General features: G+C 49.0%; 23 protein-coding genes and 1 riboswitch. Of the genes, 8 read left to right on the plus strand and 15 right to left on the minus strand.

What is annotated here, in order from left to right; translation table 11 throughout:
- Nucleotides 1-334: 334 nt before the first annotated feature.
- From AC3WU2_RS24930 to AC3WU2_RS24965, 8 genes are all read right to left on the minus strand, one after another.
- On the minus strand, nucleotides 335-2,617 hold the full coding sequence (locus AC3WU2_RS24930) for a glycoside hydrolase family 3 protein (RefSeq protein ID WP_492457690.1): 2,283 nt from the start codon (nucleotides 2,615-2,617) through the stop codon (nucleotides 335-337).
- Nucleotides 2,618-2,789: 172 nt separating this feature from the next.
- Nucleotides 2,790-3,062 (minus strand): hypothetical protein, encoded by a 273-nt coding sequence (locus tag AC3WU2_RS24935; protein WP_492457691.1) that lies wholly within the window; start codon nucleotides 3,060-3,062, stop codon nucleotides 2,790-2,792.
- Nucleotides 3,063-3,079: 17 nt separating this feature from the next.
- On the minus strand, nucleotides 3,080-4,297 hold the full coding sequence (locus tag AC3WU2_RS24940; RefSeq protein WP_492457692.1) for a hypothetical protein: 1,218 nt from the start codon (nucleotides 4,295-4,297) through the stop codon (nucleotides 3,080-3,082).
- Between the two features lie 13 nt (nucleotides 4,298-4,310).
- The gene (locus AC3WU2_RS24945; protein WP_492457693.1) at nucleotides 4,311-5,141 is read right to left on the minus strand and encodes a hypothetical protein; all 831 of its coding nucleotides are present in this window, start codon (nucleotides 5,139-5,141) and stop codon (nucleotides 4,311-4,313) included.
- Nucleotides 5,138-5,827 (minus strand): ATP-binding cassette domain-containing protein, encoded by a 690-nt coding sequence (locus tag AC3WU2_RS24950; RefSeq protein WP_492457694.1) that lies wholly within the window; start codon nucleotides 5,825-5,827, stop codon nucleotides 5,138-5,140. The genes AC3WU2_RS24945 and AC3WU2_RS24950 overlap by 4 nt, the downstream gene beginning before the upstream one ends.
- Nucleotides 5,820-6,248, minus strand: a complete 429-nt coding sequence (locus AC3WU2_RS24955; protein WP_492457695.1) for a GntR family transcriptional regulator — start codon at nucleotides 6,246-6,248, stop codon at nucleotides 5,820-5,822. Before AC3WU2_RS24955 ends, AC3WU2_RS24950 begins: the two co-directional genes overlap by 8 nt.
- A gap of 185 nt (nucleotides 6,249-6,433) precedes the next feature.
- Nucleotides 6,434-7,225, minus strand: coding sequence for a Cof-type HAD-IIB family hydrolase (locus tag AC3WU2_RS24960; protein ID WP_492457696.1), 792 nt, complete (start codon nucleotides 7,223-7,225; stop codon nucleotides 6,434-6,436).
- Between the two features lie 18 nt (nucleotides 7,226-7,243).
- Nucleotides 7,244-8,437, minus strand: a complete 1,194-nt coding sequence (locus tag AC3WU2_RS24965) for an MFS transporter (protein ID WP_492457697.1) — start codon at nucleotides 8,435-8,437, stop codon at nucleotides 7,244-7,246.
- A 157-nt stretch (nucleotides 8,438-8,594) separates the two neighbouring features.
- Here AC3WU2_RS24965 and AC3WU2_RS24970 point away from each other — a divergent pair, with 157 nt between their 5' ends.
- On the plus strand, nucleotides 8,595-9,542 hold the full coding sequence (locus AC3WU2_RS24970) for a LacI family DNA-binding transcriptional regulator (RefSeq protein ID WP_492457698.1): 948 nt from the start codon (nucleotides 8,595-8,597) through the stop codon (nucleotides 9,540-9,542).
- A 318-nt stretch (nucleotides 9,543-9,860) separates the two neighbouring features.
- Here AC3WU2_RS24970 and AC3WU2_RS24975 read toward each other — a convergent pair whose 3' ends face one another.
- The 3 genes from AC3WU2_RS24975 to AC3WU2_RS24985 all read right to left on the minus strand — a co-directional run bounded on the left by AC3WU2_RS24975 (nucleotide 9,861) and on the right by AC3WU2_RS24985 (nucleotide 11,641).
- Nucleotides 9,861-10,664 (minus strand): pyruvate, water dikinase regulatory protein, encoded by an 804-nt coding sequence (locus tag AC3WU2_RS24975; protein WP_492457699.1) that lies wholly within the window; start codon nucleotides 10,662-10,664, stop codon nucleotides 9,861-9,863.
- A gap of 83 nt (nucleotides 10,665-10,747) precedes the next feature.
- On the minus strand, nucleotides 10,748-11,374 hold the full coding sequence (locus AC3WU2_RS24980; protein WP_492457760.1) for a CBS domain-containing protein: 627 nt from the start codon (nucleotides 11,372-11,374) through the stop codon (nucleotides 10,748-10,750).
- Nucleotides 11,375-11,461: 87 nt separating this feature from the next.
- Nucleotides 11,462-11,641, minus strand: coding sequence for a GapA-binding peptide SR1P (locus AC3WU2_RS24985; RefSeq protein WP_018759245.1), 180 nt, complete (start codon nucleotides 11,639-11,641; stop codon nucleotides 11,462-11,464).
- Nucleotides 11,642-11,893: 252 nt separating this feature from the next.
- Here AC3WU2_RS24985 and glpX point away from each other — a divergent pair, with 252 nt between their 5' ends.
- The 7 genes from glpX to rpiA all read left to right on the plus strand — a co-directional run bounded on the left by glpX (nucleotide 11,894) and on the right by rpiA (nucleotide 17,686).
- Nucleotides 11,894-12,877, plus strand: coding sequence for a class II fructose-bisphosphatase (glpX, locus tag AC3WU2_RS24990; protein ID WP_492457700.1), 984 nt, complete (start codon nucleotides 11,894-11,896; stop codon nucleotides 12,875-12,877).
- Nucleotides 12,878-12,960: 83 nt separating this feature from the next.
- Nucleotides 12,961-13,070, plus strand: a riboswitch (TPP riboswitch).
- Between the two features lie 91 nt (nucleotides 13,071-13,161).
- On the plus strand, nucleotides 13,162-14,196 hold the full coding sequence (locus AC3WU2_RS24995; RefSeq protein WP_492457701.1) for an ABC transporter substrate-binding protein: 1,035 nt from the start codon (nucleotides 13,162-13,164) through the stop codon (nucleotides 14,194-14,196).
- Between the two features lie 21 nt (nucleotides 14,197-14,217).
- The gene (locus tag AC3WU2_RS25000; RefSeq protein WP_314591673.1) at nucleotides 14,218-14,511 is read left to right on the plus strand and encodes a thiamine-binding protein; all 294 of its coding nucleotides are present in this window, start codon (nucleotides 14,218-14,220) and stop codon (nucleotides 14,509-14,511) included.
- Between the two features lie 56 nt (nucleotides 14,512-14,567).
- On the plus strand, nucleotides 14,568-15,344 hold the full coding sequence (locus AC3WU2_RS25005; RefSeq protein WP_314591676.1) for an ABC transporter permease: 777 nt from the start codon (nucleotides 14,568-14,570) through the stop codon (nucleotides 15,342-15,344).
- Nucleotides 15,344-16,204 carry an ABC transporter ATP-binding protein gene (locus AC3WU2_RS25010; protein WP_492457702.1) on the plus strand — a complete coding sequence of 287 codons (861 nt, stop codon included), beginning with the start codon at nucleotides 15,344-15,346 and terminating at the stop codon, nucleotides 16,202-16,204. The genes AC3WU2_RS25005 and AC3WU2_RS25010 overlap by 1 nt, the downstream gene beginning before the upstream one ends.
- The gene (locus tag AC3WU2_RS25015; RefSeq protein WP_492457703.1) at nucleotides 16,194-16,991 is read left to right on the plus strand and encodes a TatD family hydrolase; all 798 of its coding nucleotides are present in this window, start codon (nucleotides 16,194-16,196) and stop codon (nucleotides 16,989-16,991) included. Before AC3WU2_RS25010 ends, AC3WU2_RS25015 begins: the two co-directional genes overlap by 11 nt.
- Nucleotides 16,992-17,023: 32 nt before the next feature.
- Nucleotides 17,024-17,686 carry a ribose-5-phosphate isomerase RpiA gene (gene rpiA / locus AC3WU2_RS25020; RefSeq protein ID WP_492457761.1) on the plus strand — a complete coding sequence of 221 codons (663 nt, stop codon included), beginning with the start codon at nucleotides 17,024-17,026 and terminating at the stop codon, nucleotides 17,684-17,686.
- 83 nt (nucleotides 17,687-17,769) lie between these two features.
- On the opposite strand, the gene AC3WU2_RS25025 is transcribed toward rpiA, so the two are convergent.
- From AC3WU2_RS25025 to AC3WU2_RS25040, 4 genes are read right to left on the minus strand one after another with little or no spacing between them, the layout of a single operon-like run.
- Complete coding sequence (locus tag AC3WU2_RS25025; RefSeq protein ID WP_492457704.1) at nucleotides 17,770-18,885, minus strand: glycoside hydrolase family 88 protein; 1,116 nt, start codon at nucleotides 18,883-18,885, stop codon at nucleotides 17,770-17,772.
- 34 nt (nucleotides 18,886-18,919) lie between these two features.
- Entirely contained in the window at nucleotides 18,920-21,082 is a 2,163-nt protein-coding gene (locus AC3WU2_RS25030) for an alginate lyase family protein (RefSeq protein WP_492457705.1), read from the minus strand.
- Nucleotides 21,083-21,112: 30 nt separating this feature from the next.
- On the minus strand, nucleotides 21,113-22,708 hold the full coding sequence (locus AC3WU2_RS25035; RefSeq protein WP_492457706.1) for a response regulator transcription factor: 1,596 nt from the start codon (nucleotides 22,706-22,708) through the stop codon (nucleotides 21,113-21,115).
- 22 nt (nucleotides 22,709-22,730) lie between these two features.
- Entirely contained in the window at nucleotides 22,731-24,464 is a 1,734-nt protein-coding gene (locus AC3WU2_RS25040; protein WP_492457707.1) for a sensor histidine kinase, read from the minus strand.
- Nucleotides 24,465-24,480 lie beyond the last annotated feature (16 nt).

Here is a 24,480-nt window from a genome sequence, read left to right on the forward strand (position 1 = left end):
TTAGTTCCTGTATAAGCAAGAAAGAAAGGCCGAAAACTCTTTGAACCTTGGGCATGTCGAACCATTACTTTAGAAAATAACTGCTTTTAAGCAGTTATTCGATCGACCTTCCGGCTCAAATAGAGAAATAACTACTATTTTGCAGCTATTTGGGTACCACCCGCGCTATTTGAATCGAATTAACTGCATTATCACAGTTATTTACGACAAATCAGCTCGCCCTTCCTAAAATAACTGCTATAATGCAGTTATTCCTACCGACACCCTATCTCAGCACACCACACACAAAAAGCCCCTATTCCATCAGGGAATAAGGGCCACTTATACACATCAACTACTTCACTTTCTTATATTTCGCCGTACGCGTATCCTCAATCACACCGCTCCAATTCAATCCAAACGCGAAGTCATAGACACGATTCTCCGAGTCCACATGGCATGCCATGTCATGTGCGACATCCTCGAGCTGTTCCTCGACGGTCTTCATGTTAGCTGGCATCTGCAATGGGAGCAGCGCGGAAGGCTCGACCGCACCGGACACAATTTCCATAATCGCTTGATCCTGTACACCGAAGTTCGCGATGATCGCATCCACTTCCGACTCGAATTCAGCAACGATCGTCGGATTCGTTAAGGTCATCGAGACGATGACCGGCTTGCCCTTCATCTTCGCCTTAGTCTCCAGAACGCTATCGAGATCCGTTGTATTATGAGGCGTTACGCTCTTGCCAAGATACGAACGGTTCAGCACATCGCTATCACGCGCATCCCCTGCAAGACTCTGCGCCCGACCGTGTTCGGCTTTGTACGTCCGATATTGCAGACTGATCGGCACATACCCATTTCCGCCTTGATCTGCATCTTCCTGGCTATACCCGGTGCCCGAGTTCGGGCTGCAGATGAACACGATCGCGAAATCCGCTTCATCCGGGTTATCGGTGACGTGGAAATATTTCTCCACAATCTCCAAATTCACAGGATGTTTGAGCGATTCCGGCGTCGGGAACCCGAACCAATCTTTCCCCACTGGCAAATAACGCTTCGGAATATAGACCTTGCTCTTCGGCTTCATCGGAAGCATTTGATTCTTATTCTTCAGCATCACAATCGATTTCAATTGCGCTTCATACCCCGCTTCCATGAATGCCGGATTGCCGACGATATGTGTACTCTCTTCTACGTCCAAGTATGGGTTCTCGAACAGCCCCAATTGGAAAATATTCCGAAGCAGACGAACCGCCGACTTTTCAAATCGACCACGCATATATTCCTCACCATGCTCGGCTACGCCCAATTGATACGCTTCCAGCACAGGTTCAATCTCATTGTTGCCCCCGAACTGATCGACGCCTGCCATGATCAGCTTGTAGTGGCGTTCCGCAATGCTTAGCTCTTCCACACCCCACGGTTTACCCGTGAGGAACGAATCCTTGCTGCCGGACTCATCCGCAGTGATGAGCCAATCTGTGCAGACAACACCGTCATACCCATATTTCTCACGGAGCAAATCGGTCACGAGATACTTGCTGTACGAGTTCCCTACATTCTCGCCATTCACTGGATCTTGATCCACTGAAACGGTGTAATACGGCATCACGGCAGAAGCCTTATCCGTCTTCCCATCCAGCTTGAACGCGCCATCCGTAAACGGAATCAAATGCTCATCAAAGTTATTTCCCGGATACACCGCATACTTACCGCAGCCGTAGTGCGCATCCCGACCACCTTCGCCAGATCCGCCCCCTGGCCAGTGCTTCACCATCGCATTTACGCTATTGTAGCCCCAGCCGTCCGCAATTTCTTGATCCCCGGTTGAAGTTTGGAAGCCATCGACATACGCACGTGCCAGATCCGTCGTCAGCTTGGAATCTTCCCCGAATGTGCCTGTGAACCGGAACCAACGCGGATCTGTTGCAATATCGATTTGCGGCGAGAGCGCTGTTGCTAGTCCAAGGGCGCGATACTCCTTCGCTGCGATTTCCCCGAATTGACGCGTAATCTCAGGGGTGAACGTCGCTGCAAGTCCGAGGGTCTCTGGCCACATCGAGATATGACCGCCTGCTCCCGCATTAAATTCGGAGTTCGCATCCGAGCTATGTCTTGGGTCCGAGCTGTTATTCGCCGGAACGCCGAAGTCCGTTCTTTCGGCAAATGCTTGCACCTTATTGTTCCACCGTGCCGCGACCTCCGGACTCTCTACACTCGTCACGAGTACATGACGAAGATGATCTTTTGCCAGGAACCCGATCTGCTCATCCGTCAGCTCCCAAGGCTTCGCACCGCTCTCTTCGTAAGTTTTACCGCCATACGTGCTGGCGAACCACCCCGTGCTTACGGCAGGAATCGATTGGTGTCTACTGTATAGCATGAGTCCCGCGATTTGTTCGATCGTCATTTTGGAAGCAAGGTCCTTCGCCCGCTCATCAGCAGACAACCGCCAATCTTCATATTTATCGAGTGTCCCATCTTTGCTTAAATCCTTGAAAAATAGTCCGTCTTGCTCCAATATGGAGACGCCTGATGCTGTCGAGTAGCCGAGTATTGGGCCGCCGTTATTTTTGACGTACTTAATCGTATCCTGTTGTTCTGTTGTAGGTGTTTGTTTCAGATCGGACATCCTTGATCCCTCCTGCACTATTTCTAAGCGAAGATATCGCTTACATTTCTCTTCCATTATATAAAAAACCGCCTGTCGTCAGACAGGCGGGAACGATAGACTTTAGTAGCCATTTTTAACTTCTTTTTGGGCGTCTTTCTCTCATCCAACTTATCAAGGGTTAAAAATCACCCTAATTCAGAATAGGATTCCGCTGCTTCGCGACTAACCATGTCTGCTTCAAGTGGATCGCGTGACGCATAACCAATTTGCGCCATTGTGCTCGCTGAGAGGCGATTTCTTCTGTGAAAAACTCATCCTTCGCACTGATCTCCAGTAGAGCTAATTTGACTGCATCTAACGCAAGGTCCTCTTCCTGCAGCATATAATGCGCAACTTGATACCCGTAAGTCTCTAACCCTTTTAATATCTCGATCTTATGCCCAAAGCTCATCGTTCGATTCATCGGGCTGTACCTCTTTTCTAAGAAGTGGTCTTGGTTATATATATATTATAGAGATTCAACAACTTCATTTCTTTTTCACGATCCAATGCAGATCCTTCAAGCGCCGTTTCACCTACATAAAGCACTTTTCCATTAGATACATCCAGCGCAGCAATAAGCGGAGTTGCACCCTTTTTCATCAAAACATAGACTCTATCCTCGAATAGATTAGCCGTTAAAATCTCTGCTGCGTCTAGCTCTGTAGCCTTAATTGTGGCATAATCCCGCTCTTCTTGACCTGTAGAGAGATTGTAACGCGAGAGATGAACGGCATTTTTATCGACATTGACATAATTCAGGACTTCACCCGTATGTCCGTAGACGGTTCCGTGAATAAGAATCTGCTTCGGATCTGGCAAAGCCGATAGTTTCCCTGATTGATACGAGTAAACATAGAGATGCACCCCACTTGGTTCAAAAGTATAAGAATTCTCTCCCCTTGATTTGACTTTATTCTCTTGCACCTTAAACACAGCATACCCGCTCGGAGCCCCTGCATTGTAGAGGATATCATAATCAAACTCTATATCTTTGTTCTTATTTTTCCAATGCGTAATTTGTTCCCCCTGGATGAAGGCACCACTCTCAAAGTTCAGCATATAGTCAAAATATTGAATAGATTTATCCGTATCCTGTGAAGCAAGTACATGAAGCTGATCTTTGATTCGCTGTACATCAACCACATTGGTGAAATTACTAGAATCAGACTTGACAGGGATTTGTGTTGTGTATTGCTGAACCTCATCGGTTTTGAGATTCAATCGCTCCACACTTAATTCAACTTCCTTCTGTTTAACACGTCCCAATGGACTCTTCACCTTCACATAAATCAACCATTCCTCATCCTTATAAAATCCTTCGAGCTGATCCTTGCCACGCATGAACTGCCGGTGGTCGCGTATCCATTGTTCCATCTCCTTATTGTTATATACCCATGAGCGCGCACCTAGAATCTGATCACGCAGGGTCTCTCGACTCCGATACTTGCTTCCGTCCACCGTTACAGATAACGGCTCCGAACGCATTCTCCCTCCAAAATCGCCGGATAGCTCGATCACCGTACCCTCTTTCGGATCTCCTTGAACCGTCGTCAGCTTATATTCAGGCAAATGATCCGCTGCGCCATAAGTATAATACGTACACAATATGCCAAGCGTACAGACGCCGAGAACAATCGATAGTAAATAACGTTTCATCGTAATCCCTCCTTTATACCGTAATCTTCTTGCGAAGAAGCCAGAATCCAAGACAAACCGAGATTACAGAGATAAGGAGGCAAGCAGCTAGCTCCATGGTATAGATTTCACTCGGATACCAATAACTGTTCGAACGGTCCAGACCTAGAATGAAAGGGGAAAGAATCACACCCACGCATGCTGCGGAATAACCAATTGCATACAGAATGCCTAAGCGCCGGTAGCTTCGCTCAAGTAGAACCGCTGTAAATATGACGATGACGCCGATAATCCCTAGTCCATAGGAATAGATGAATTGCTCAAATTGCTTTGGTAACAACGTGTCCAGCACAGGGATTATCGTACTCGCTTCAACGAAAGTCGAATCCGTTCGCATACCAGCCGGCACGATCGTTTTAAAGAGCACATTCTCTCCAACCAACAATACCAATTGGAAAGCAATCATACTAAATACAAAGGTCAAAATAGCTGTCAGCTTAGATACATAGAGTACCCATCTCGCCGATGGCAGCATCAGCAGCCGATAAATGAACGTCGACCGACCGAACCAATCGCGGTACCAGATGATAATTGAATACAAGACCAGCACGGTAATGCTCAGCAAAATCGGCAGGATGATGAACCACACTTTTGTATTCACGATGGCCCATGGGAACGAAAGGAATTTAGGAATGGCAAATCCGACCTCCGCTTGGGTAAGCCCTTTCTCCTTGGCCGATACGACACGCTGGAGCGTCCAAATCAACGATCCGCACTGGGACAGCAGCGTTACCACCATTAAGGAAGCGAGAATATACCGGAAGCGATGAATTTCCATGTTGACCAATTTCAAATACCGATTCATCCCGTATACACCTCCCTCATCACATCAATGACGGACTTCCCTTCCGTCGTACGCATTTCCTCGCAATCAAAGGCAAGCTGAACCGAACCATTCTGAAGCAGGACTGCTTGATCGATCAAATGCTCCATGTCATCAATTTCATGCGTGGTTAGAAGTACCCCACGATCCTCGATAAGATCCGTTGAGAAGACTTCCGCAATAATCTCGCGGCTGAACATATCAATCCCTGAGAACGGCTCATCCATTAAGATGTAGTCCGTGTCCTGCGATAAACCGAGTAATAGGCTGTACTTCGCTGCCATCCCTTTAGACAGGTTACCCACACGCTCCGTCCGATCCAACTTAAAGAACGCCAATAATTCATTTGCACGAACGTCATTCCAATTCCGATAGAAATCCTTCATGAACTGGATACCCTCCGACAATCTCATCCCGGTTGGCGTCGTTAGGTGATCGGGTACGAAAGCAACCTTCTCATACATCGCCGGCCCGACTGGCTCATCATCAATTCGAATCATACCGCTCTTCAGCGGCGTAAGACCCATAATTGCCTTAAGTATCGTCGATTTGCCCGCTCCATTGATGCCGATCAGGCATGTAATCTGCCCTTTCTCCGCGGTGAAGGAGACACCGTTCAATACTTTGCGTCCACGAAAACGTTTATGAACATCAATAACCTCAATCATGGATGCTGCCCCCCTCCTCCGCTTTATTCGTACGGGCACGTTCCTCCACATATTTCGTCCGGACAAGATCCAGCAGTTCATCGACGGGAACATCAATTCTCCGAACTGACACGACAAAAGATTCCACTGCACTTTCTATTAGTTCCGAACGGATAGCTCGCAATATTGCAGCCTCCTCGGTAATCCGACTCGGTGAATTTCCCTCTGTAATAATCAACCGCTGCTCCTCCATTTCCTTATAAGCTTTCTGTGCTGTATTTGGATTTATTTTGAGCAATGCGCCGAGTTCTCTGCGGGAAGGAATAACCTGCCCTGCCTTCAATCGGCCTGTTGCGATCTGCTCCTTGAAATGCCTAACGACTTGCAGATAGACAGGGTCTCGGTTATTAAAAACAACACTCGTCCACCCTTCATTCATCATTATGTTCACCCCTCGTCTTCATCGCCAAGTGTGTGTACTATGTAGTTCATACACTTCATGAGTGTATTATGCCCGTAATACACCATAGTGTCAATAGCTCGTTTTCATTATTTTTATCTCGTGTAACATGAACCCAATGAAATAAAAGAAGCCAATTCCTCATCGGAATGGCTTCCATGTACCCCTCATAGTAAGCTGTCTATCGCATCCAGCACAGCTTCGGCATTATTCGAACCGATCTGATACTTTGCCGCCCTCTTCACAATGTCACTCGCATGCTCCATCGCATAACTGTAATGTGCATGCCTTAGCATTTCAATATCATTGCCGCTATCGCCAAAAGCTGCCGTCTTATCGTCTGCAATCTGCCATTTTTGCTGAAGCAGCCGAATGCCATGCGCCTTGTGAATGCCCGTTACAATAATATCCACATCCCCATGGCCACACGCCACAGGGGTAACCTCCTCCCCTAACTCACGTTTTAAGTTCACAAGTGCTTGATCCAGCTCTTCAAGCGGAAACCGAAGGGCAAATTTGAACAGTTGATCCTCAATCCGCGTTAAATCTTCTACCCTCTTTATGCGATGGTAAAATTGAATGGAATAGTCATAATAGTCATCGGATTCATCATGGTGCATGTACGCACTTTGTTTGCCGCATATCGCAATGTTCGAGGAAGGATAGTGCTTCAGAATTTCCAGCGTCTTCGCAATCGTCTCCACGGACATTCGACCTGTGAACACTTCCTCATTCCCGTCAACGATATAAGCGCCATTCTCCGCAACAAAAGCGATTTCATGTTCAATTTCAAGGAAGAAGGATTTCAGCTGATAATATTGATTCCCGCTAGCTACGACAAAGCGAATCCCTTTTCTTTTCATCTCCGCATACTGCTCCTGAAAGCGATCTCGATTGTAGTCCTTACGGTCATTTAGAAACGTGCCGTCCATATCTACAGCGATCATTTGAATACTCATTTTCAAGTCCTCCTATGTTCATTCGTTTAACGCCACACCCGCTTGATGACGATAGAATCTACCAATGCCGAGCAGCAGGGTGAGCAAATAAATTACTGCAAAGCCAGCAATATACCACAGCGCAGATACCGTGCCAGAATGGTCCATCGTATACCCGATCAAGGCAGGGAAGACCGCTGCTCCGAATCCGGCAAAAGCCGTAACTAGACTGGTCACGAGCCGCGCCATGCCAGGAAACGTATGATTCGCGTACACCATCGTAATCGAATAGACTCCCGACATCGTTAACCCCATCATTATGACCAAGATAAAGCCGACCACGGCCTCCCTACATAACGCAAACAGGATGATCACCGCGAGCGTGCCGAACATACTCCAGCGCAAATATTGCGCATAATTTACTTTGCGAATAATCCAACCCGTAGCTGCTCTGCCGACTACCATCGCCATCCAGAATAGTCCTATACTCAGTGAAGCGTAATAAGGTGTAACTTCTAAATGGGTCAGGAAGATGGAAGACATGAAATGATTCAGACTCCCTTCGATCCCGCTATAGATGAAAATCAAGAAGACGAATGCGAACAGAATGTAGCGCTTCATGTGGTTGTTCTTGAACATCGGTGGCGGTGCGATATTCGCATCCAACGGCTCTGCCTCATCTGACCGCTCCTTCGCAAAGGATATGAAGCACCATACCACGGCCATGATCAATCCAAGACAAGCCGTTACGAAAAAGGAATACTGCCAGACCTGGTTCGCAATCAACACGCTGGCGATCAGCGGCATACAGAGCGCACCGATACCAAATGATACTTCAAGATAACTCATAACCACCGCACGGCGTCCCACGAACACTTCCATCATGAGCGTTGCTACGACACACTCGATAGCAGCGGCGCCAACACTATTCATGAAATTGAGCGCCACAACCCAGCCGAACGACGGAAGCGACCAGATACTGAGCTGTGCGATCGCAATGATAACCGCAGAGAGCGCGAGGACGTACTTCTCTTTCTTCAATCCTCGCATAAGCCATGCGGAAATCGGCACGCCTGCAATAAATCCGACTGCACTCACGAAGACCATTTGCCCCCCGACCGTATAAGATTGTTCATAGTGAGCAAGCAATTGCGGCATCACGGAACCGATCGTTGTTATGACCAGTCCTGCTAGAAAATACAATGAATACGATGCAATCGCAAAGGTTCTCATGCCTTAGCCTCCTTCTAGAATTAGGAATATTCCTGCTGATGTTGTTCATTGTAAAGAATGAAATGCGTTTCAAGTCAAGCATACATATCCTTATTTCTAAAAAAGAATTCGACATGTTACAATGAGTCCGAATGTGCAGAAAAGGGGGAGAGCCTTTATGGCGAATATTAAAGATGTCGCTAGGATGGCGGGTGTCTCCATTGCAACCGTATCCCGCGTTCTCAATGATCATCCTTATGTTGCTAAGGACAAGCAAGAAAAGGTTATGGCCGTCATGAAGGAACTGAATTATTCGGTGAATGGCAATGCGGTAAAGCTCAGCCGCGGAAAGACGAATACCATTGGCGTCATTGTGCCGAATAACAATAACTCTTGCTTCGATGAACTCATTAACGGCATACTGAGAAAAGCCCATGAACTACATTACCAAGTCCTCTTGCTGCCTTCGTATTATGAGAACGTCATTGAGAGCAGCTATCTTACACTATTGAAAAAGAAGACGATCGATGGCATTCTGCTCACGTCGCATACCCTACATCATGAACAAATTCAAACCTTGTCCGAATGGGGCAAAATCGTATGCTGCGAGGCTTGTCCTGTCCCGCATATTCCGTCTGTGTACCCAGATCGATATGCTGCGTATATTGAAGTGTTCAACCATTTGAAGAACAAAGGCTATGAGCATATCCATTTCACTTCGGGGAGAGATGTTCAATCGAGTCCAAGCACCCGATTACGCATTCAGGCGTATCAAGAAATCATCTCCGCGGATTATGAAAATCAATTCTTCGACCAATGCTTCAACTATCAAGAAGGGAAACGCGCTGGCGAGGTCATGTTCCAGAAGCCGATCATCCCAGACGCGATCTTCACCAATGGCGATGAGGTCGCCGCTGGCATTATTGCTGCAGCGCAATCACACGGCTACAGCTATCCTCGAGATTTCGAGATCATTGGCGAGGAGAATACGCCATTAAGTGAAATCCTAGGCTTCCCGAGCGTGAATTATCATATGACGAGCATTGGCGAACAGGCCGTCTCGCTCTTATTGAGTGAAGAGAATGCGCGAATCCCAGTTCGGCATTCTCTCGTCTTCAGAGCTTAAGCAGGAGCAAGTGCGCCGCCCTAGCGCCAGCTCCATCCTCTCTGCCGCCCCTCCACAAAAAGAAGCCAGAGCCTTGAGGGACTGGCTTCTTTTGTTTTGTTCGTTCGCCAAACGGATGAAATATTAGAGTTGGAAGGTGGGAGCTTATGGAGAAGTTTACGTTCGGCATTTGGCAGCCCATTGCCCCCTTCCAATCCAATCAAAGCAATGGGCGAACAAGAGGCGATCGGAATAAGACCCACCTGTAAACTCCTTTTATTTCATCATCCCCCACATTCGAACATCAAAAAAACCAGACCCTCACAGGTCTGGCATCTTTTATATATTCCCTAGTATAAGTCCCGCCGTCTCCTCAATCGCTTTATCCGTCACATCGATGACCTGACACTGCAGCTGCTCGGCGAGCGCATACGCACAATCAAGCTCCTCTTGAATGCGTTCCCGTGTCGTATAGCTTGCGCCTGCAGGGAGACCGAGTGTCTTCAATCGTTCGGTCCGAATTTTGAGCATCTGCTCCGGGTCCATCGTGAGCAGGACAACGCGTTGATTCGTGAGCTGGAACAGTTCCTTCGGCGGCTTCATCTCCGGTACGACGAGCACATTCGCTGTCTTGTAGCCTTTATGGCCGAGGAAAATGCTGAGCGGTGTCTTGGAGGTACGCGATACGCCGAGCAGTACGATGTCCGCTTCAGGCAGCGTCTTCACATCCTGACTATGATCATATTGCACCGAATATTCAATCGCTTCCATGCGGCGGAAATAATGTTCATCCAGCTGATGCAACAATCCCGGCTTACGGCTCGGCGCATCATGGAATGTATCAATATAGGCTTGCATCATCGGACCCATAATATCGACAGCGCGAATCCCGAGTCGGATGGCTTCGGATCGCATCATTTCCCTCAGTTCAGGCTGAACGAGCGTGTACGCAACAAAACCGCCGATCCGACTGACTTCTTCCATAATGGCGCGTATATCATCTTCATACTTAATTTGCCCGATTCGACGCAACTGTACGTCTTGTCCGGCAAATTGCTTCATTGTCGCTCGAACGACACTCTCCGCCGTCTCACCGACGGAGTCCGAGCATATGGTGATCATCTGCTGTGACTCCTGCCCCATTCATCCTTCTCCCCTTTTTCCAATATGGCTCAAGTCAATACGACTTTCGGTTCGTGATCATAAGGTAACTTGATGAAACCCATTCATTTTGCAAGTTTTAATATAACTTTATTCACGGTCGTCTTCGAAATGCGTCCGACGACTTCCCATCTCTCTGGCGATTTGCTCTCTCCATACGGAATAACGACAGGTAAGGTGCTGATATGATGATCATCCATTTTCCGGGCAACATCCAGTAAATGATCCTCTGGGGAGGCCGTCACGATATTCGGCATCCGCGTCATGACGACGCCAACAGGCAGGGTTGCCGCACTTGGATTGCCGATCGTCACCTTGAGCAGATCCTTACTGGAGATAACACCGAGCAGCACCCCTTCTTCGTCCGTCACGATGAGTACGCCGGTATTGCCTAGGAACAGCGCAACAGCCGCATCGCTTACCGTGGCGTTCTCACGCACGATAATCGGCGGCATCTGCACATCTCTCACCAGGACATCTGGCGAGACTAGGTTTTCTTGACGATTCTGCTTGCCGAGGAAATATCCGACCTTCGGCTTCGCATCCAAATGACCGAGCATGACGAGAATCGATAAATCCGAACGAATGGTTGGCCGACTGACTCCAAGCTGTTCAGCAATCTGTTCCCCGGTAATCGGAGCATGATCTTGTACTAGTTGTAGAATTTCATATTGCCGCGACGATAGCTGTATGACCCTTCACTCCTTAATTCTTACTGATATCGGTTCATCTTACAATTATCCTCATCATATCGTATCTGCACCTATTCGTCCATGTCCTTAGCCACTATAAGGATCGGAGGAATCTTCCCTCACGACGCCAGATTCAGCAGAACATTGACCGCTTCTACACTGACTATAATAAACGGACGGTTTCTCCGTCTCTACCATATCAATAATGCTGTTACAACGCGAGCAGAGCACAACGCCCCATCTTAACTCATTCATCGCTTCATTCATGTTGTTTCATCCCCTCTTCATTATGAAATAAGTCCGGTATATATGATGTAACAATCTTAAGGAATCAGAACGTATAGTTCATCTGCTACTGAAAAGTGTATGTGGCTTATATTGTACTTATTACGCTCTTTTTATGTGGATAGATAATAGTTGTTGCAAAAATAAGGTGTACATCATATGATTTATTGTGTCATAATAAATAGAGAATGTAAAGCCCAATAATACATCATAAATAGAGATGGAGGCCCTATAATGCAAAGACTATTATCACTGGAAATGGTGCGAGTAACGGAAGCGGCAGCCATCGCGGCTGCACAATGGACCGGTAGAGGCATGAAAAATGAAGCAGACGATGCGGCGACAACAGCCATGCGGAGCATGTTCAAAAATGTACCGATTCACGGGAAAGTCGTCATCGGCGAAGGCGAGATGGATGAAGCGCCGATGCTATATATTGGAGAAGAGGTCGGTAATGGCGAAGGCGAAGCGATCGACATCGCGGTGGATCCCGTTGAAGGTACGGAGCTCGTCGCGAAAGGCTTGAACGGAGCGTTGGCTGTCATGGCGATCGCCGAACGCGGACAGCTCCTTCATGCGCCGGATATGTATATGGAGAAGCTGGCCTGCGGGCCTGCGCTTGCCGGCTTATTGAGCCTTGACGATCCGCTCGAACTGACGCTGCAGAAAGCCGCTTTTGGCCTTGGCAAGAAACGTTCGGAGCTGACGGTCTCTATTCTGGACCGCGAGCGTCATGCCAAGCAGCTTCGTATTCTACGCGACGCTGGCGTTCGCATTCGATTGCTCAATGCAGGCGATGTCGCAGGTGCAATGGCACCTTCTTTTCCAGAGTCAGGGGTCGATCTCTATATCGGATCTGGAGGTGCGCCGGAAGGCGTACTGGCAGCAGCAGCCCTGACTTGCCTTCGAGGTGAGATTCAAGGCAGATTGATGCCGATGAACGAAGAAGAACTAAATCGCTGCTACGCGATGAATATTATGAATCCGCACGAAGTGCTGACGATGGAACGAATGGTAGGTAAAGGCGATGTCATCTTCGCGGCAACAGGAATCACGCAAGGTGATTTCGTCGGCGGTGTGAAGTTCCTCGCAGGCGATCAAGCCGAGACACATTCTATTGTGATGCGTGCCGAGACGCGTACGATTCGATACTTACGCTCCATTCACTACATGCCGAGCAAACCACAACTAGACGCCTACTTGGGACAAGTGATTTAAACTTTTTGACTACTTAGGTTAATACTTAAATTTTGTTATGCATTCTCTTATATTTTTGATATAATGAGGACGCCTGATGAATTGAATACCCCCAGGGGTGCTGGAATGGCCGGCTGAGATTGTGTCCCATATGACACTGACCCTTATACCTGATCTGGATAATGCCAGCGTAGGAACGAAGCTTATTTTCTGTGATATTCGCTTATGCTAACGCCTCCGGTTGGGGGCGTTTTTTTATTTGTCAGTCGAATTACAGAAAATGAAAAAAGGGGAGAACTGTCACCATGAAAAAATCACTATGGCTCATCTGTCTCACACTATTCATCGTCATCGCAGGATGCGGCGGCAAAACAGAAGAACCAACCAAAACTGCAGAACAGAGCGGTGAGGCAGCTCAGCAGCAGGAAGCACCGAAAGAACTAACGAAGGTCAAAGTCGTGCTCGACTGGACGCCGAACACGAATCATACCGGGCTATATGTCGCGAGAGATAAAGGATTTTTCAAAGAACAAGGCTTGGATGTCGAAATCGTTCAACCAGGTGAAGGCGGCGCAGATATGATGGTCGCAGCGGGAAACGCCGAATTCGGGGTTAGCTACCAGGAAAACATTACACTCGGACGTACGCAGAACGTGCCGATCGTCTCGCTAGCGGCGATCATTCAGCACAATACTTCAGGATTCGCATCCCCTGTAGACAAGAACATTAAGTCGCCAAAAGATTTTGAAGGCAAAACCTACGGCGGCTGGGGATCCCCGAATGAAGAAGCCATGCTGCAATCCTTGATGGAGACCGAGAAAGCGGATGTGAAGAAGGTCAACAATGTGAGTATCGGCAGCGCGGATTATTTCACAGCGACGAAGAGCAACATCGACTTTGCATGGATCTACTATGCGTGGACGGGTGTGGAAGCCGAACTGCGCAAAGAGCCGATGAACATGATTTATTTGAAGGACTACAGCTCGAAATTGGATTACTATACACCGGTTCTTGCTACGAGCGAGAAAATGATTGCCGAAAAGCCTGACCTCGTTCGCGCCTTCGTGAAGGGTGCAGCAGAAGGATATGAATTTGCGATACAGAAACCGGATGAGGCAGCAGATATTCTCATTAAGGCAGAGCCAGATTTGAACGCCGATCTTGTAAAAGCAAGTCAAAAATGGCTCAGCCCGCGTTATCAAGACGATGCACCGGCTTGGGGCGTACAGAAGCGTGACGTGTGGGTCAACTATGCGGATTGGATGACAGAACACAAATTGTTGACAGGCACATTTGATCCGGACAAAGCGTTTACGAATGATTTTTTACCGAAACAATAAGAAGAGAGTGAGGAATGGAGCATGGCGAACGCACTACTGAGTATTCAAATTATCCCGAAAACATTAAACTACGAGGATGTCATCCCTTATGTGGATCGCGCTATTGCAGTCATCAATAATTCCGGCGTGAAATACCGCGTCGCACCGCTTGAGACGACGATGGAAGGCGAGCTCAGCGAGCTGCTCGATATTGTGAAAGTCATGAACGAAGCGATGATCGACGATGGTTGTCCAGCCGTGATCTCGCAGGTCAAAATTTTCTATAATCCAACCCATGGCGCTTCCATGGATAAGTTAACGGAAAAATACGATTAAGTGAGAGTTCAAAAAGTCGGCTTTTTGAACATCCTCGATTAAGGATGTTGTAGAAAATGATGAAAAAACGTTGGTTCCAAGTAGGATGGCCGCCTGTGGCCGTCCTCTTCTCTTTTCTTGTGATCTGGCAGCTCGCGGTGACTTGGGGACATATTGAAGAATTTCTTCTCCCGAGCCCGCTAAGGATCTTGGAAGTATTCACCCAAGCGGATGTGCGCGCGCGGCTATGGATGCATGCGGCATCGACCATTCGCATTACGCTGCTCGGATTGGGAAGTGGCATTGGGCTTGGGATCGTGCTGGCTGTGCTGCTGCATGTCATTCCGTTCCTCAGATCAGGGATTTACCCCCTGCTTATCTTGACGCAAAATGTTCCGATCGTCGCTACCGGCCCGCTGCTCATCATCTGGCTGGGTTATGGGATTGCGCCGAAGGTCGTTCTCATTATGCTTGTTTGCTTCTTTCCTGTCGTGGTCTCGACCTTAACCGGACTCTCGCAGCCGGATCCGCAATACTTGAATTATATGCAAATGATCGGCGCGACGAAGCGGCAAATGCTATGGAAGCTCGAGCTGCCGAATGCGCTGCCGTATCTCTTCTCCGGGATGAAGCTCGCAGCATCCTATAGCGTCATTACCGCCGTCGCGGCGGAATGGCTCGGGGCCAAGGAAGGGCTCGGTACGTATATCAAATTATCGGCGAATGGCTTCATGACGGCGCAAGTATTCGCAACGATCGTCGTCATCGTTGCCGTGAGCTTAGGATTATTCGGCATCTTCGCATTGCTCGCGAAGTGGGCGGTTCGCTGGAATATCAAGAATGGAGGTCGGTGATGGTGATGAACACGACAGCATTGGATAGAACGCAAGAAAGCCCTAAGCTTGAAGTGTCTCAAATCGATAAATCGTTCGAGCGAGATCGGCAGCGGCATACCGTGTTGAAGAACTTGTCCCTCGCCGTGCATCCGGGCGAATTCGTCTCGATTATTGGCCCTTCCGGCAGCGGCAAGAGCACCCTGCTCCAGCTCATTGGCGGACTGCTCCAGCCGGACAGCGGCGAGATTCGGATGGACGGCCGCAATGTTACCGGCAGCAAAGGCCTCATCAGCTATATGCCGCAGCAGCCTGCGCTGTTCCCTTGGTACACGCTGGAACAGAATGTGCTCATGGCGCTCGATATCGCAGAATCGAACGCCAAGGGGCGCGGCGGCGGTGCGGGGGGCACCCGCTCTGCCGCTTCGCGTGAAGAGCGGCGCGAGCTCGCCCGGACGTGGCTCGCGCGCGCAGGGCTTGGAGGATACGAGGACCAGTATCCTCAGGTGCTCTCCGGCGGCATGCAGCAGCGCGCCTCCTTCGTGCGCGCCATGCTGAGCCCACAGGAGCTGATCTGCCTCGATGAGCCGTTCGGCGCACTGGACGCACTCACCCGCCTGCAGATGCAGCAATGGCTGCTCAGCATCTGGGAAGAGCATCGCCGCTCCGTGCTGCTCGTCACGCACAGCATTGAAGAAGCGATCTTCTTATCCGATCGCATCTATGTATTGTCCGCTGCGCCGGCGCAGACGATCGCGGAGTTCCAAGTGCCCTTCGAACGCCCGAGAGACGAAGCGATCATCAATTGCGAACCCTTCATCCGCATGAAGCGGGATATCTATCAATTATTGCAGACGGGAAGTGGTCAGCATGCACGATAATTCGATTCGAGCGATCGATGCGCATATTCATCTCGATCAATATACACCGGAGGATCAACAGAAGCTGTTGTCCGAAGCGGCTGCAGCAGGTGTGGGGCAAGTTGTGGCTGTATCCATGCGATATGACTCCTGCCAAGCAACGCATGCACTAGCGCAGGCATACCCGGATCAAGTCATTCCAGCCTATGGGTTCCATCCCGAGCAGTCGCTCCCTTCGGCAGAAGATGAGGCGCTGCTCTTCCAATGGATTCGGGCGCATACGGACGAGCGATTCGCCATCGGCGAAGTCGGCCTGCCTTACTACAACCGTCAAGAAGCGGAAGCAACGGGACAACCATTTGCGCTGGAAGGTTATATTGCACTTCTTGATCGATTCGTGGAATTGGCGCGCGAACTGGACCGTCCGATCGTGCTGCATGCCGTCTATGAAGATGCGGACCTCGCTTGCGATTTGCTAGAGAAGCATCGCGTGACACGTGCGCATTTCCATTGGTTCAAGGGAGCGCCGCATACGGTTGAGCGAATGATTCGAAATGGTTACTTCATCTCAATTACGCCGGATGTGCTCTACGAATCCGAAATTCAAGATTTGGTGCGCGCATACCCCATCGAACAACTGATGGTCGAGACCGATGGTCCTTGGCCGTTCGAAGGTCCCTTCGAGGGGCAGCAGACACACCCGAAGATGGTGCTTGATGTAATCCAGGCGATTGCGGACTTGAAGTCGATATCTACCGCAGAAGCCGCATCGATTTTGTATAATAACACCGTGACGTTGTATACTTAGAGGATTACATACCGAGGTGATCCTACATGAGCATAAACCCTAAACAAATTGCAGCAGAAAAAGCTGTCGAGTCCATTGAGGACGGCATGATTGTTGGTCTAGGTACTGGCTCCACAGCGTACTGGGCTATTCAAAAAATCGGCGAGCGTGTGCGCGATGGACTGAACATTCAAGCTGTCGCCAGCTCAACGATTTCCGAAAATTTAGCGAACGAGCTGGGCATCCCTGTTATCCCTTTTGCCGATGTGGAGACGATCGACCTTACTATTGATGGGGCCGATGAGGTGGATGCGAACCTGCAGCTGACCAAAGGCGGCGGCGGCGCGCTCCTCCGTGAGAAGCTGCTCGCCGCGAACAGCCGACGCTTCATCGTCATCGTGGATGAGTCCAAGGTTGTCGACACGCTCGGCGCCTTCCCGCTCCCTGTCGAGATCGTGCCCTTCGCGCATGAATTAACCGTTCGCAAGCTGCAATCCCTAGGCTGCGAGCTTACGATCCGCCAGAAGGACGGAGTGAATTTCATCACGGACAACGGCAACCTGATTGCAGATTGCCGATTCGGTTCCATCACGGATCCTGTAACACTCCACACGCAATTAAATCTCATTCCAGGTGTCGTCGAGAACGGATTGTTCGTCGGCTTGACGAGCCAGTTGATCGTGGGTCATTCGGATGGCCGTCTAACCATTCGCTAATCGCGGAACATGAATAGAGCGCCCTAAGGAGTCTATTACTCCCTAGGGCGCTCTTCATTTCGGTCTATGCGATTATTATGCTTCTACCAGTACGCTTTAATCCCTTTCTCCATCCGCACGAGCGCCTCGAGATAATAATAGTCGCCCCAGATCATATAATCATCCGGGCCGCGATTGCCCCGAACATGATAAGAACCATGCTGAATTAATCCTTCGGCTCCAGGCAGATCCTTGGTTGAATAATTCGCGACAAGCGATCGCATCATGTTATCGAGCGCCGTCTGGAACAAATCACGGTCTGGATCATTCGGCTCCATCCATTCGAGCAGCTCCAGAATGCCGCACGCCGTTATCGCCGATGCTGAGCTGTCACGCGGGGTACCTGCTTCCACCTGTACATCGAAATCCCAATACGCCACATGATCTTCTGGCAGATGCGCGATAAAGTATTTTGCCAGCCGTTTAGAAGCATCGAGATACATCGGATCTTTCGTATACCGATAGCTGAGTGCGAACCCGTACACGCCCCATGATTGCCCGCGCGTCCATGTCGATCCGTCCTGATATCCTTGATGCGTACCGCCGCGAAGCGCATTACCGTTCTCTTGGTCGAAATAGAACGTATGATACGACGAGCCATCCCCCCGCACGAGGAATCGCAGACTCTTATTCGCATGCTTCACAGCGATCTCGTAATAGCGACGATCCTCCGTCTGTTCATACGCCCAATAGAGTAGCGGTAGGTTCAGCAAGCAATCAATAATAATGCGTCCGCCGTTCTCCGGATCGCCTTCGAGTCCCCAAGCTTGAATTGCACCGAAATTAGGACGATAACGCGCTAGCAGCTTATCCGCCGCTTGCAGTGCGAGCTCCTTCGCCTGTGGGTTCCCGGTAATCTGCCACTCTGCCACGGCTGACAACGAATACAAGAATCCGATATCATGATGATCCAGCCCATGATGACGAACGAGTCGATCCTCGAAATTGCTTAACAAATCCGAAGCCGATTTCTTGAAAAACGCATCCCCGCTATATTCATAAGCAAGCCACATCAGGCCTGTATAGAATCCTTCGATCCAATCGCCATTTCCGCCCCAATCGTACCGCTGATTCTCTGTAATATGGGGAAATAATCCTGGATGCTGCTCAATATTTTGCCGAATTGTCTTCATCGCTGCTTCAATCGCCGTTTGCCACATTTTCTCATCACCCCGTCGCGTTGGTATGTACCTTTTATTTGATAACAATGACTTCTTCTTGCCCCTGTTTCCGTCTGATCAACACCACTTCGCCGAACACTTGCGTCCCTTCAACCACGTACGAATCGATATGATAGCCCGGCACCTTATGGCAGATTAGGAGAATATGCTCCTCGCCCGCGAACACCGAATGTTCTCCAAACGTCAGCCGAACCGCTTCGGCTTCTCGCTCCGCAACAATATGACCTAAATAATTGTAGACATGCACCGCTTCAACTTCAGGTGCATCCAGTGAGCCAGCCGGCTGCGGGAACAAGACGTGAATCATCGAAGTGAACCCTGTCGCGCGGCTCTGATACGTAACGGCCAGATTGTCCTCGACGACGTTGTATTCTCTTGAGATTACACTATCACGCACACTGCCTGTTAGACGCTCCGGATGAACGGGAATAATGCGAAGATTCGCCTCATCAGGCGATACCGTGCAGCAGACCTTATTCGAATCATCAAAGACCACTTCACCCGGCAAGAAATGAAAATGCTGTTCGAACGTATGCTCTTCCTTGCAATCGAAGCTATCTGCGAGCACCCAATACCCCGGCTTCACGAACACAATTCGGCGCAATGGGTAGACTGGGTCTGCCAGATAGCGATAGCCTGTATGACTGCCTTCCACATAATCGAATGTCGGCTCCGTGATCCATTGTACGCCCACAGGCTCCGCGATTCGTCCATACGACCAGGAACTGTGGTATTCCGAGAAATCAATGCCGTCCACCGTCGTCGTGTTATGCGAATCGCATTGCTTCAAGATTCGCCGCAACGCCGTATGATCCCCGTAATTATAACGCCCTGCATCGGTCAATAAATCTCTGCCATAGGCGTGAATATCAAAATGGAGCATATCCGCATGGCCGTGACCGCCGCCCATAAATCCGCAGTGGAAGTAACCATACCTATCCTGCTCTCCCCAACCCGAACGCATCACATAGTTCCCAGTATTCCGAAAAGCAACCGAGGTCACATCAGGAGCAGCCGTTCCTAATTGATCATATTTCAGAACGCCATCCCAGCCGAAAGTCCATGCATTCTCGAAATCAAGCCGCGCAAACCCGCCATATTTTAACGTCTCGTCTTCAAAATACAACGCCCCTGCCGAGATAAAATCTCGCAGATCATTATCGTCGCTATCGCCTTGGAGCGGCTGATGATGATTCGGCTTCGCGATATAGAGATCCGCATAGGCCATCTTCCGTACCGTATCTTCGATGACAGATTCTGGCGTCAGGCCGTTATTTCGCGAGAGAAGGCAATAATCGAGGTAACAATGCAGCACTTCATTATGATACATCGGCGATTGCTCCCAATGCAGACCATCCTTCAGCACTTGCAGCCTCGTAGTCTCCTTCAGACGTTTCTCGCTGATCTCCTGCCAGACCCCAGCTGATTTCCACTCCCTCATAAAGAGCGACACTTCGAACAACCCGTGGTTCTCGAGCACACTCCAATTACTAATCCGTTTCGCCCCTTCGCAAGGCGTGGCTACGATGTACTCCGCATGTTCGTACAGAGAAGTTAACATCTTGGCGAGCAATGCTGGTGTAAAATGCGGACTCCGCTTCATATAAGCAAACGTCTTGATCCAATTCTCGCAGCGTAGGCCGGCTTCTATCGAACGCCAAGTGAGCCCCGACGGCGCTCCCTTCGCAGGAACAGGATTCCGATCAATCCAATCCTCTAATTGCTGGCAGAACGTCTTCGCATAAGTCTCATCCCCCGTCAAGACATACGCTTGGCCAAGCGCAATCCAATACCGATGCCGGTTCAGCATATAGGTCCATTCCGGATCTTCCGCCGGAATATGATTCCAATCGATCGCCCCATCGAAGGTAACCGGGATGTTTGTCCGTTCCATATCCCACGGGAATTGAAAGACGAACGTATTCGCAGCCACCTCGTCGGCTGTCTTCTTAATAAGCTGTAGCTCGTGTGGACACTGCTCTAGCACGTATTGCTTCAGCTGCGCCAGATCGGACTCTTCCCAATACAGCTTCGGTTCGCTGCGGTCGAGATAATGGCGATGCAGCGCCGCATAGGCGGCTGCTTCGTCTCCCGCTGCCAAGGACGCTCGAACCACCTCTAGCCCTTCAACTTCTGCTTGCATTCGATTCAGATGAACCGTTTCCCCTGCACTCATCTTGTCGCCTCTTTCCTGAACTGCACGACGCTATAGGCCGCTGCTCATTTTAGATTTGTACTCCCCTGGTGTCATCTCAATATATTTCTTGAACACTTTGGTAAAATAAGTTCGGTCCGAATATCCCAGCTTAAGCGAGATCATTTCGATCGTCTCATCCGGATATTCCAACATTCGCATGGCTGCTTTCATCTTAAAACGATGGACATAATCCGTGAAATTCTCATCGGTCAGACGTTTGAAATATCTGGAGAAATAGCTCGGATTCAAATATAAATACTGTGCTACATCCACGGAGGTCACGTTTTCGGAAAGATGGGCCAGCAAATATTGATCAATCTCTTGCAGCTTCATATCTTTGGCTTTGGAGCTGGTCTGTGCTCTCGTATTCCCGAGCAGCGTATACAGCTTCATAGCCATTAGCATCTTCGTATCCTCGACATGCATGGTGGCATCCAGACAGGCATAATAGCGTTCATCAATGGTCGACTTCGACGATTGCATCTCGATCAATCGCATGGTGCGAGAGCAATCCTGAATCAATTCAATCGGATCAAGCTGGTCTGCTCTTGCCTTCTGGAACAGCTTATCCAGGGAGGCAATCGTCTGCTCCGTCTGCTGTGCTTGAACCGTGTGGATCAATTCATTCCGCTCTTGCTGCAGCAGAATCTTCGAATCGCCGTACTTCGGCTTCAGCTTCGCGGCTTCCCGCGTCATGATTGGCTCATCCGCATAATACGCATAATACTTCTCTTTCTGCATCTGACGAAGCGTCCCGCCTAATTGCTCGATCTCCAGCTTGTTCGTGAACAGCACAAAGCGCAGCTTTACCTTCAAATATTGCTCACAATTCTCCTCCAGCATCTGCAAATAGCGATGTAGGTATTGCTGTGCATTAAACGCCAGACTTTGCCGATAATTGAGGACAATCGCCCATTCGCCTTGATCAGCAAAAACCGTGATGCCATCATAGGCCCTGGATAACTCCTGCGCGATATTATAGATCCCGTAACGAAGCGTCGAGATGTCATGATACGAATATTTCTGCAATGTCCCCGCCAAGGAAATCGTACCTGATGCGATCATGAACATCGGATATTCCCAGCGAATCTCTAGTTGCTTCGCATATTGCAAGAGTAAATGTGCTGGGTTACCTGCAAGCAGCCGCTGATAGAACGATTGCTTGAACAAGTCAATATTGCGTTCGAACTGCTCCCGATAGGAGATTTGCTCCGACATCGTAACGGTTGACTGGATGGATTGAATCGAATTCATGAGGCTCTTCTCGAGCTGCATCGCCGTGAGCTCATCTTTGATCAAATAGTCGTCCGCATTCATCGCAAGCGCCTTCTTCGCATAATGGAAGTCTTCATGGCAAGTCAGGAAAATAATGCGGACACTTGGCTTAATTTTCTTGAATTCGGCGCTTAATTGCAGACCGTCCATTTGTGGCATACCGATATCCGTAATGACGATATCCGGCAGCAGTTCCTTGAACATCTGCAGCGCCTTCACACTCGAGTAAGCGCTTCCGATTATGGAGAGCGACAGCTGCTCCCAATCCATCATCTGCTGAAGAACCTTTAACATCGGTACATCATCGTCAATGAGCATGATTTTGAACATATAGCCATTCCCCCCGAACGATTTATGATGGATTTATCGTGCTTATAGGCAATTGCATAATGACAATGACCCCGCTAGGTGTGTTCGGGATCAAACGGATCGAAGCATTCGGCCCATAGGTTAATCGTATACGTTCTCTTACGTTCACTAGTCCTACACCGCTGCTCGATATGGGCTGCGCCAGACTTCCTTCTTCCAGCATGTGGTGTATGGCATCGTATCGATCCTGTCCCATGCCGTTCCCATTATCCCGGATCTGGATCTCTACCATCCCGTCCTGCTGTCGTGCGTTGACTTCAATATGTGCTTGCACATCACTGTCCCACGAACCGTGTAGAATGGCATTCTCTACAAGCGGCTGCAGCAGTAATTTGGGCATTTCAAAAGAACTGAGTGCCATTGGAATATCCACGGATATGGATAAAGGAATTTCACGTCGCATCGTCATAATATCGACATAGGCCGATAATAAATCACCTTCGCTTTGCAAGGTTGAAGGCTGATCAATCTTCATATATGCCCGGAGTAACCGCATTAATGAACTGATTTTCTGACTATGGAATGGGTCATCAACCAGCATGAGATTACATTTAATAGAATTCAGGGTATTGAGCAGAAAATGCGGACGAATCTGAGCGAATAGCGCTTGCAGCTCGAGTCTCCGCTTCTGTTCTTGTTCTTGTTCAATATCTACGATGAGCTGCTTGATCTGCTCCAGCATCTGATTCAGCGTAAGACCGAGCAGTGCGATCTCATCTTTGCCTTCTGCCGGAAATTGTATCGCATGATTGCCTTCACCAAATTGCCGAGCAACCCGCTGCAGCTTGCGAATTGGCAGATACAGCTTCTTCGCGACGATCACCGAGACGATGAGGAACACTACCGAGAATGCGAGAATTGCCATAATCATCGTATAGAAGGTTCCAGTGATCTGTCCGACTAGCTCCTCTTTGGGCATATCGTAAACCAGCTTCCAACCAACCTTTTCAATGATGACTTCACTGCGAATTTCAGAGCTTCTCGGCTTCAGGGTATAAGGGATTTCCGCCTTGCCCGCAATTAATTTCCCCTCGGTATCATACAGCGATATGCCGCCAATGCGAGCGCTTTCGAACAATTTATTGAAGTAACGTTCTGAAATTCCAATATACAAGGTTCCTAGCTGTGCTCCATCCCGAATATCGTACAGTGCACGTGCCATGTAATAATAATTGTCCCCAGCTGTACCAGCAGGCGGCGTTGCGAGACCGATCCATTGCACTTTATTAATAAGCGATTTATTGACGCGGGTCCGCAGCTGATCACTCCACTGCGCTTGTAATTCGCCCAGTCCCGTACCGAGATCTAATAGATTCGTTGATGGGATAATGAACCCGACATTATTCACATAGAACATGCGAAAGCTCGTATTGAACGACTTATTCTTGTTCGTTAAGACCTCGAATAAATCGCTGATTTCCGTGTAATTCTGATATTCTTGATAATTGCTGATTCGCTTGGTCGATCCGAAGCCTCGCATATCTTTTCTAGCATTCGAATCTTGGAGGAAAAAGTCCGTCGTGAACGTCAAGTCCTCGACCATCTTCGATATATCCTTGGCAATAATATTCGTGACTGCTTGATTCGATAATTGAATCTTCTCCGTCATCGTCTTCTCAATCACGGTATACGTTAGATAAGATACGACGATAATCGGCAGGAGAATAAAGATAACAAAGGAAACTTGAATGCGTTGGTAGTAAGTTAGTTGGAACATCGCAGTCCCCCTTCTC

Source organism: Paenibacillus sp. EB106-05-06-XG162, from assembly GCF_058791655.1.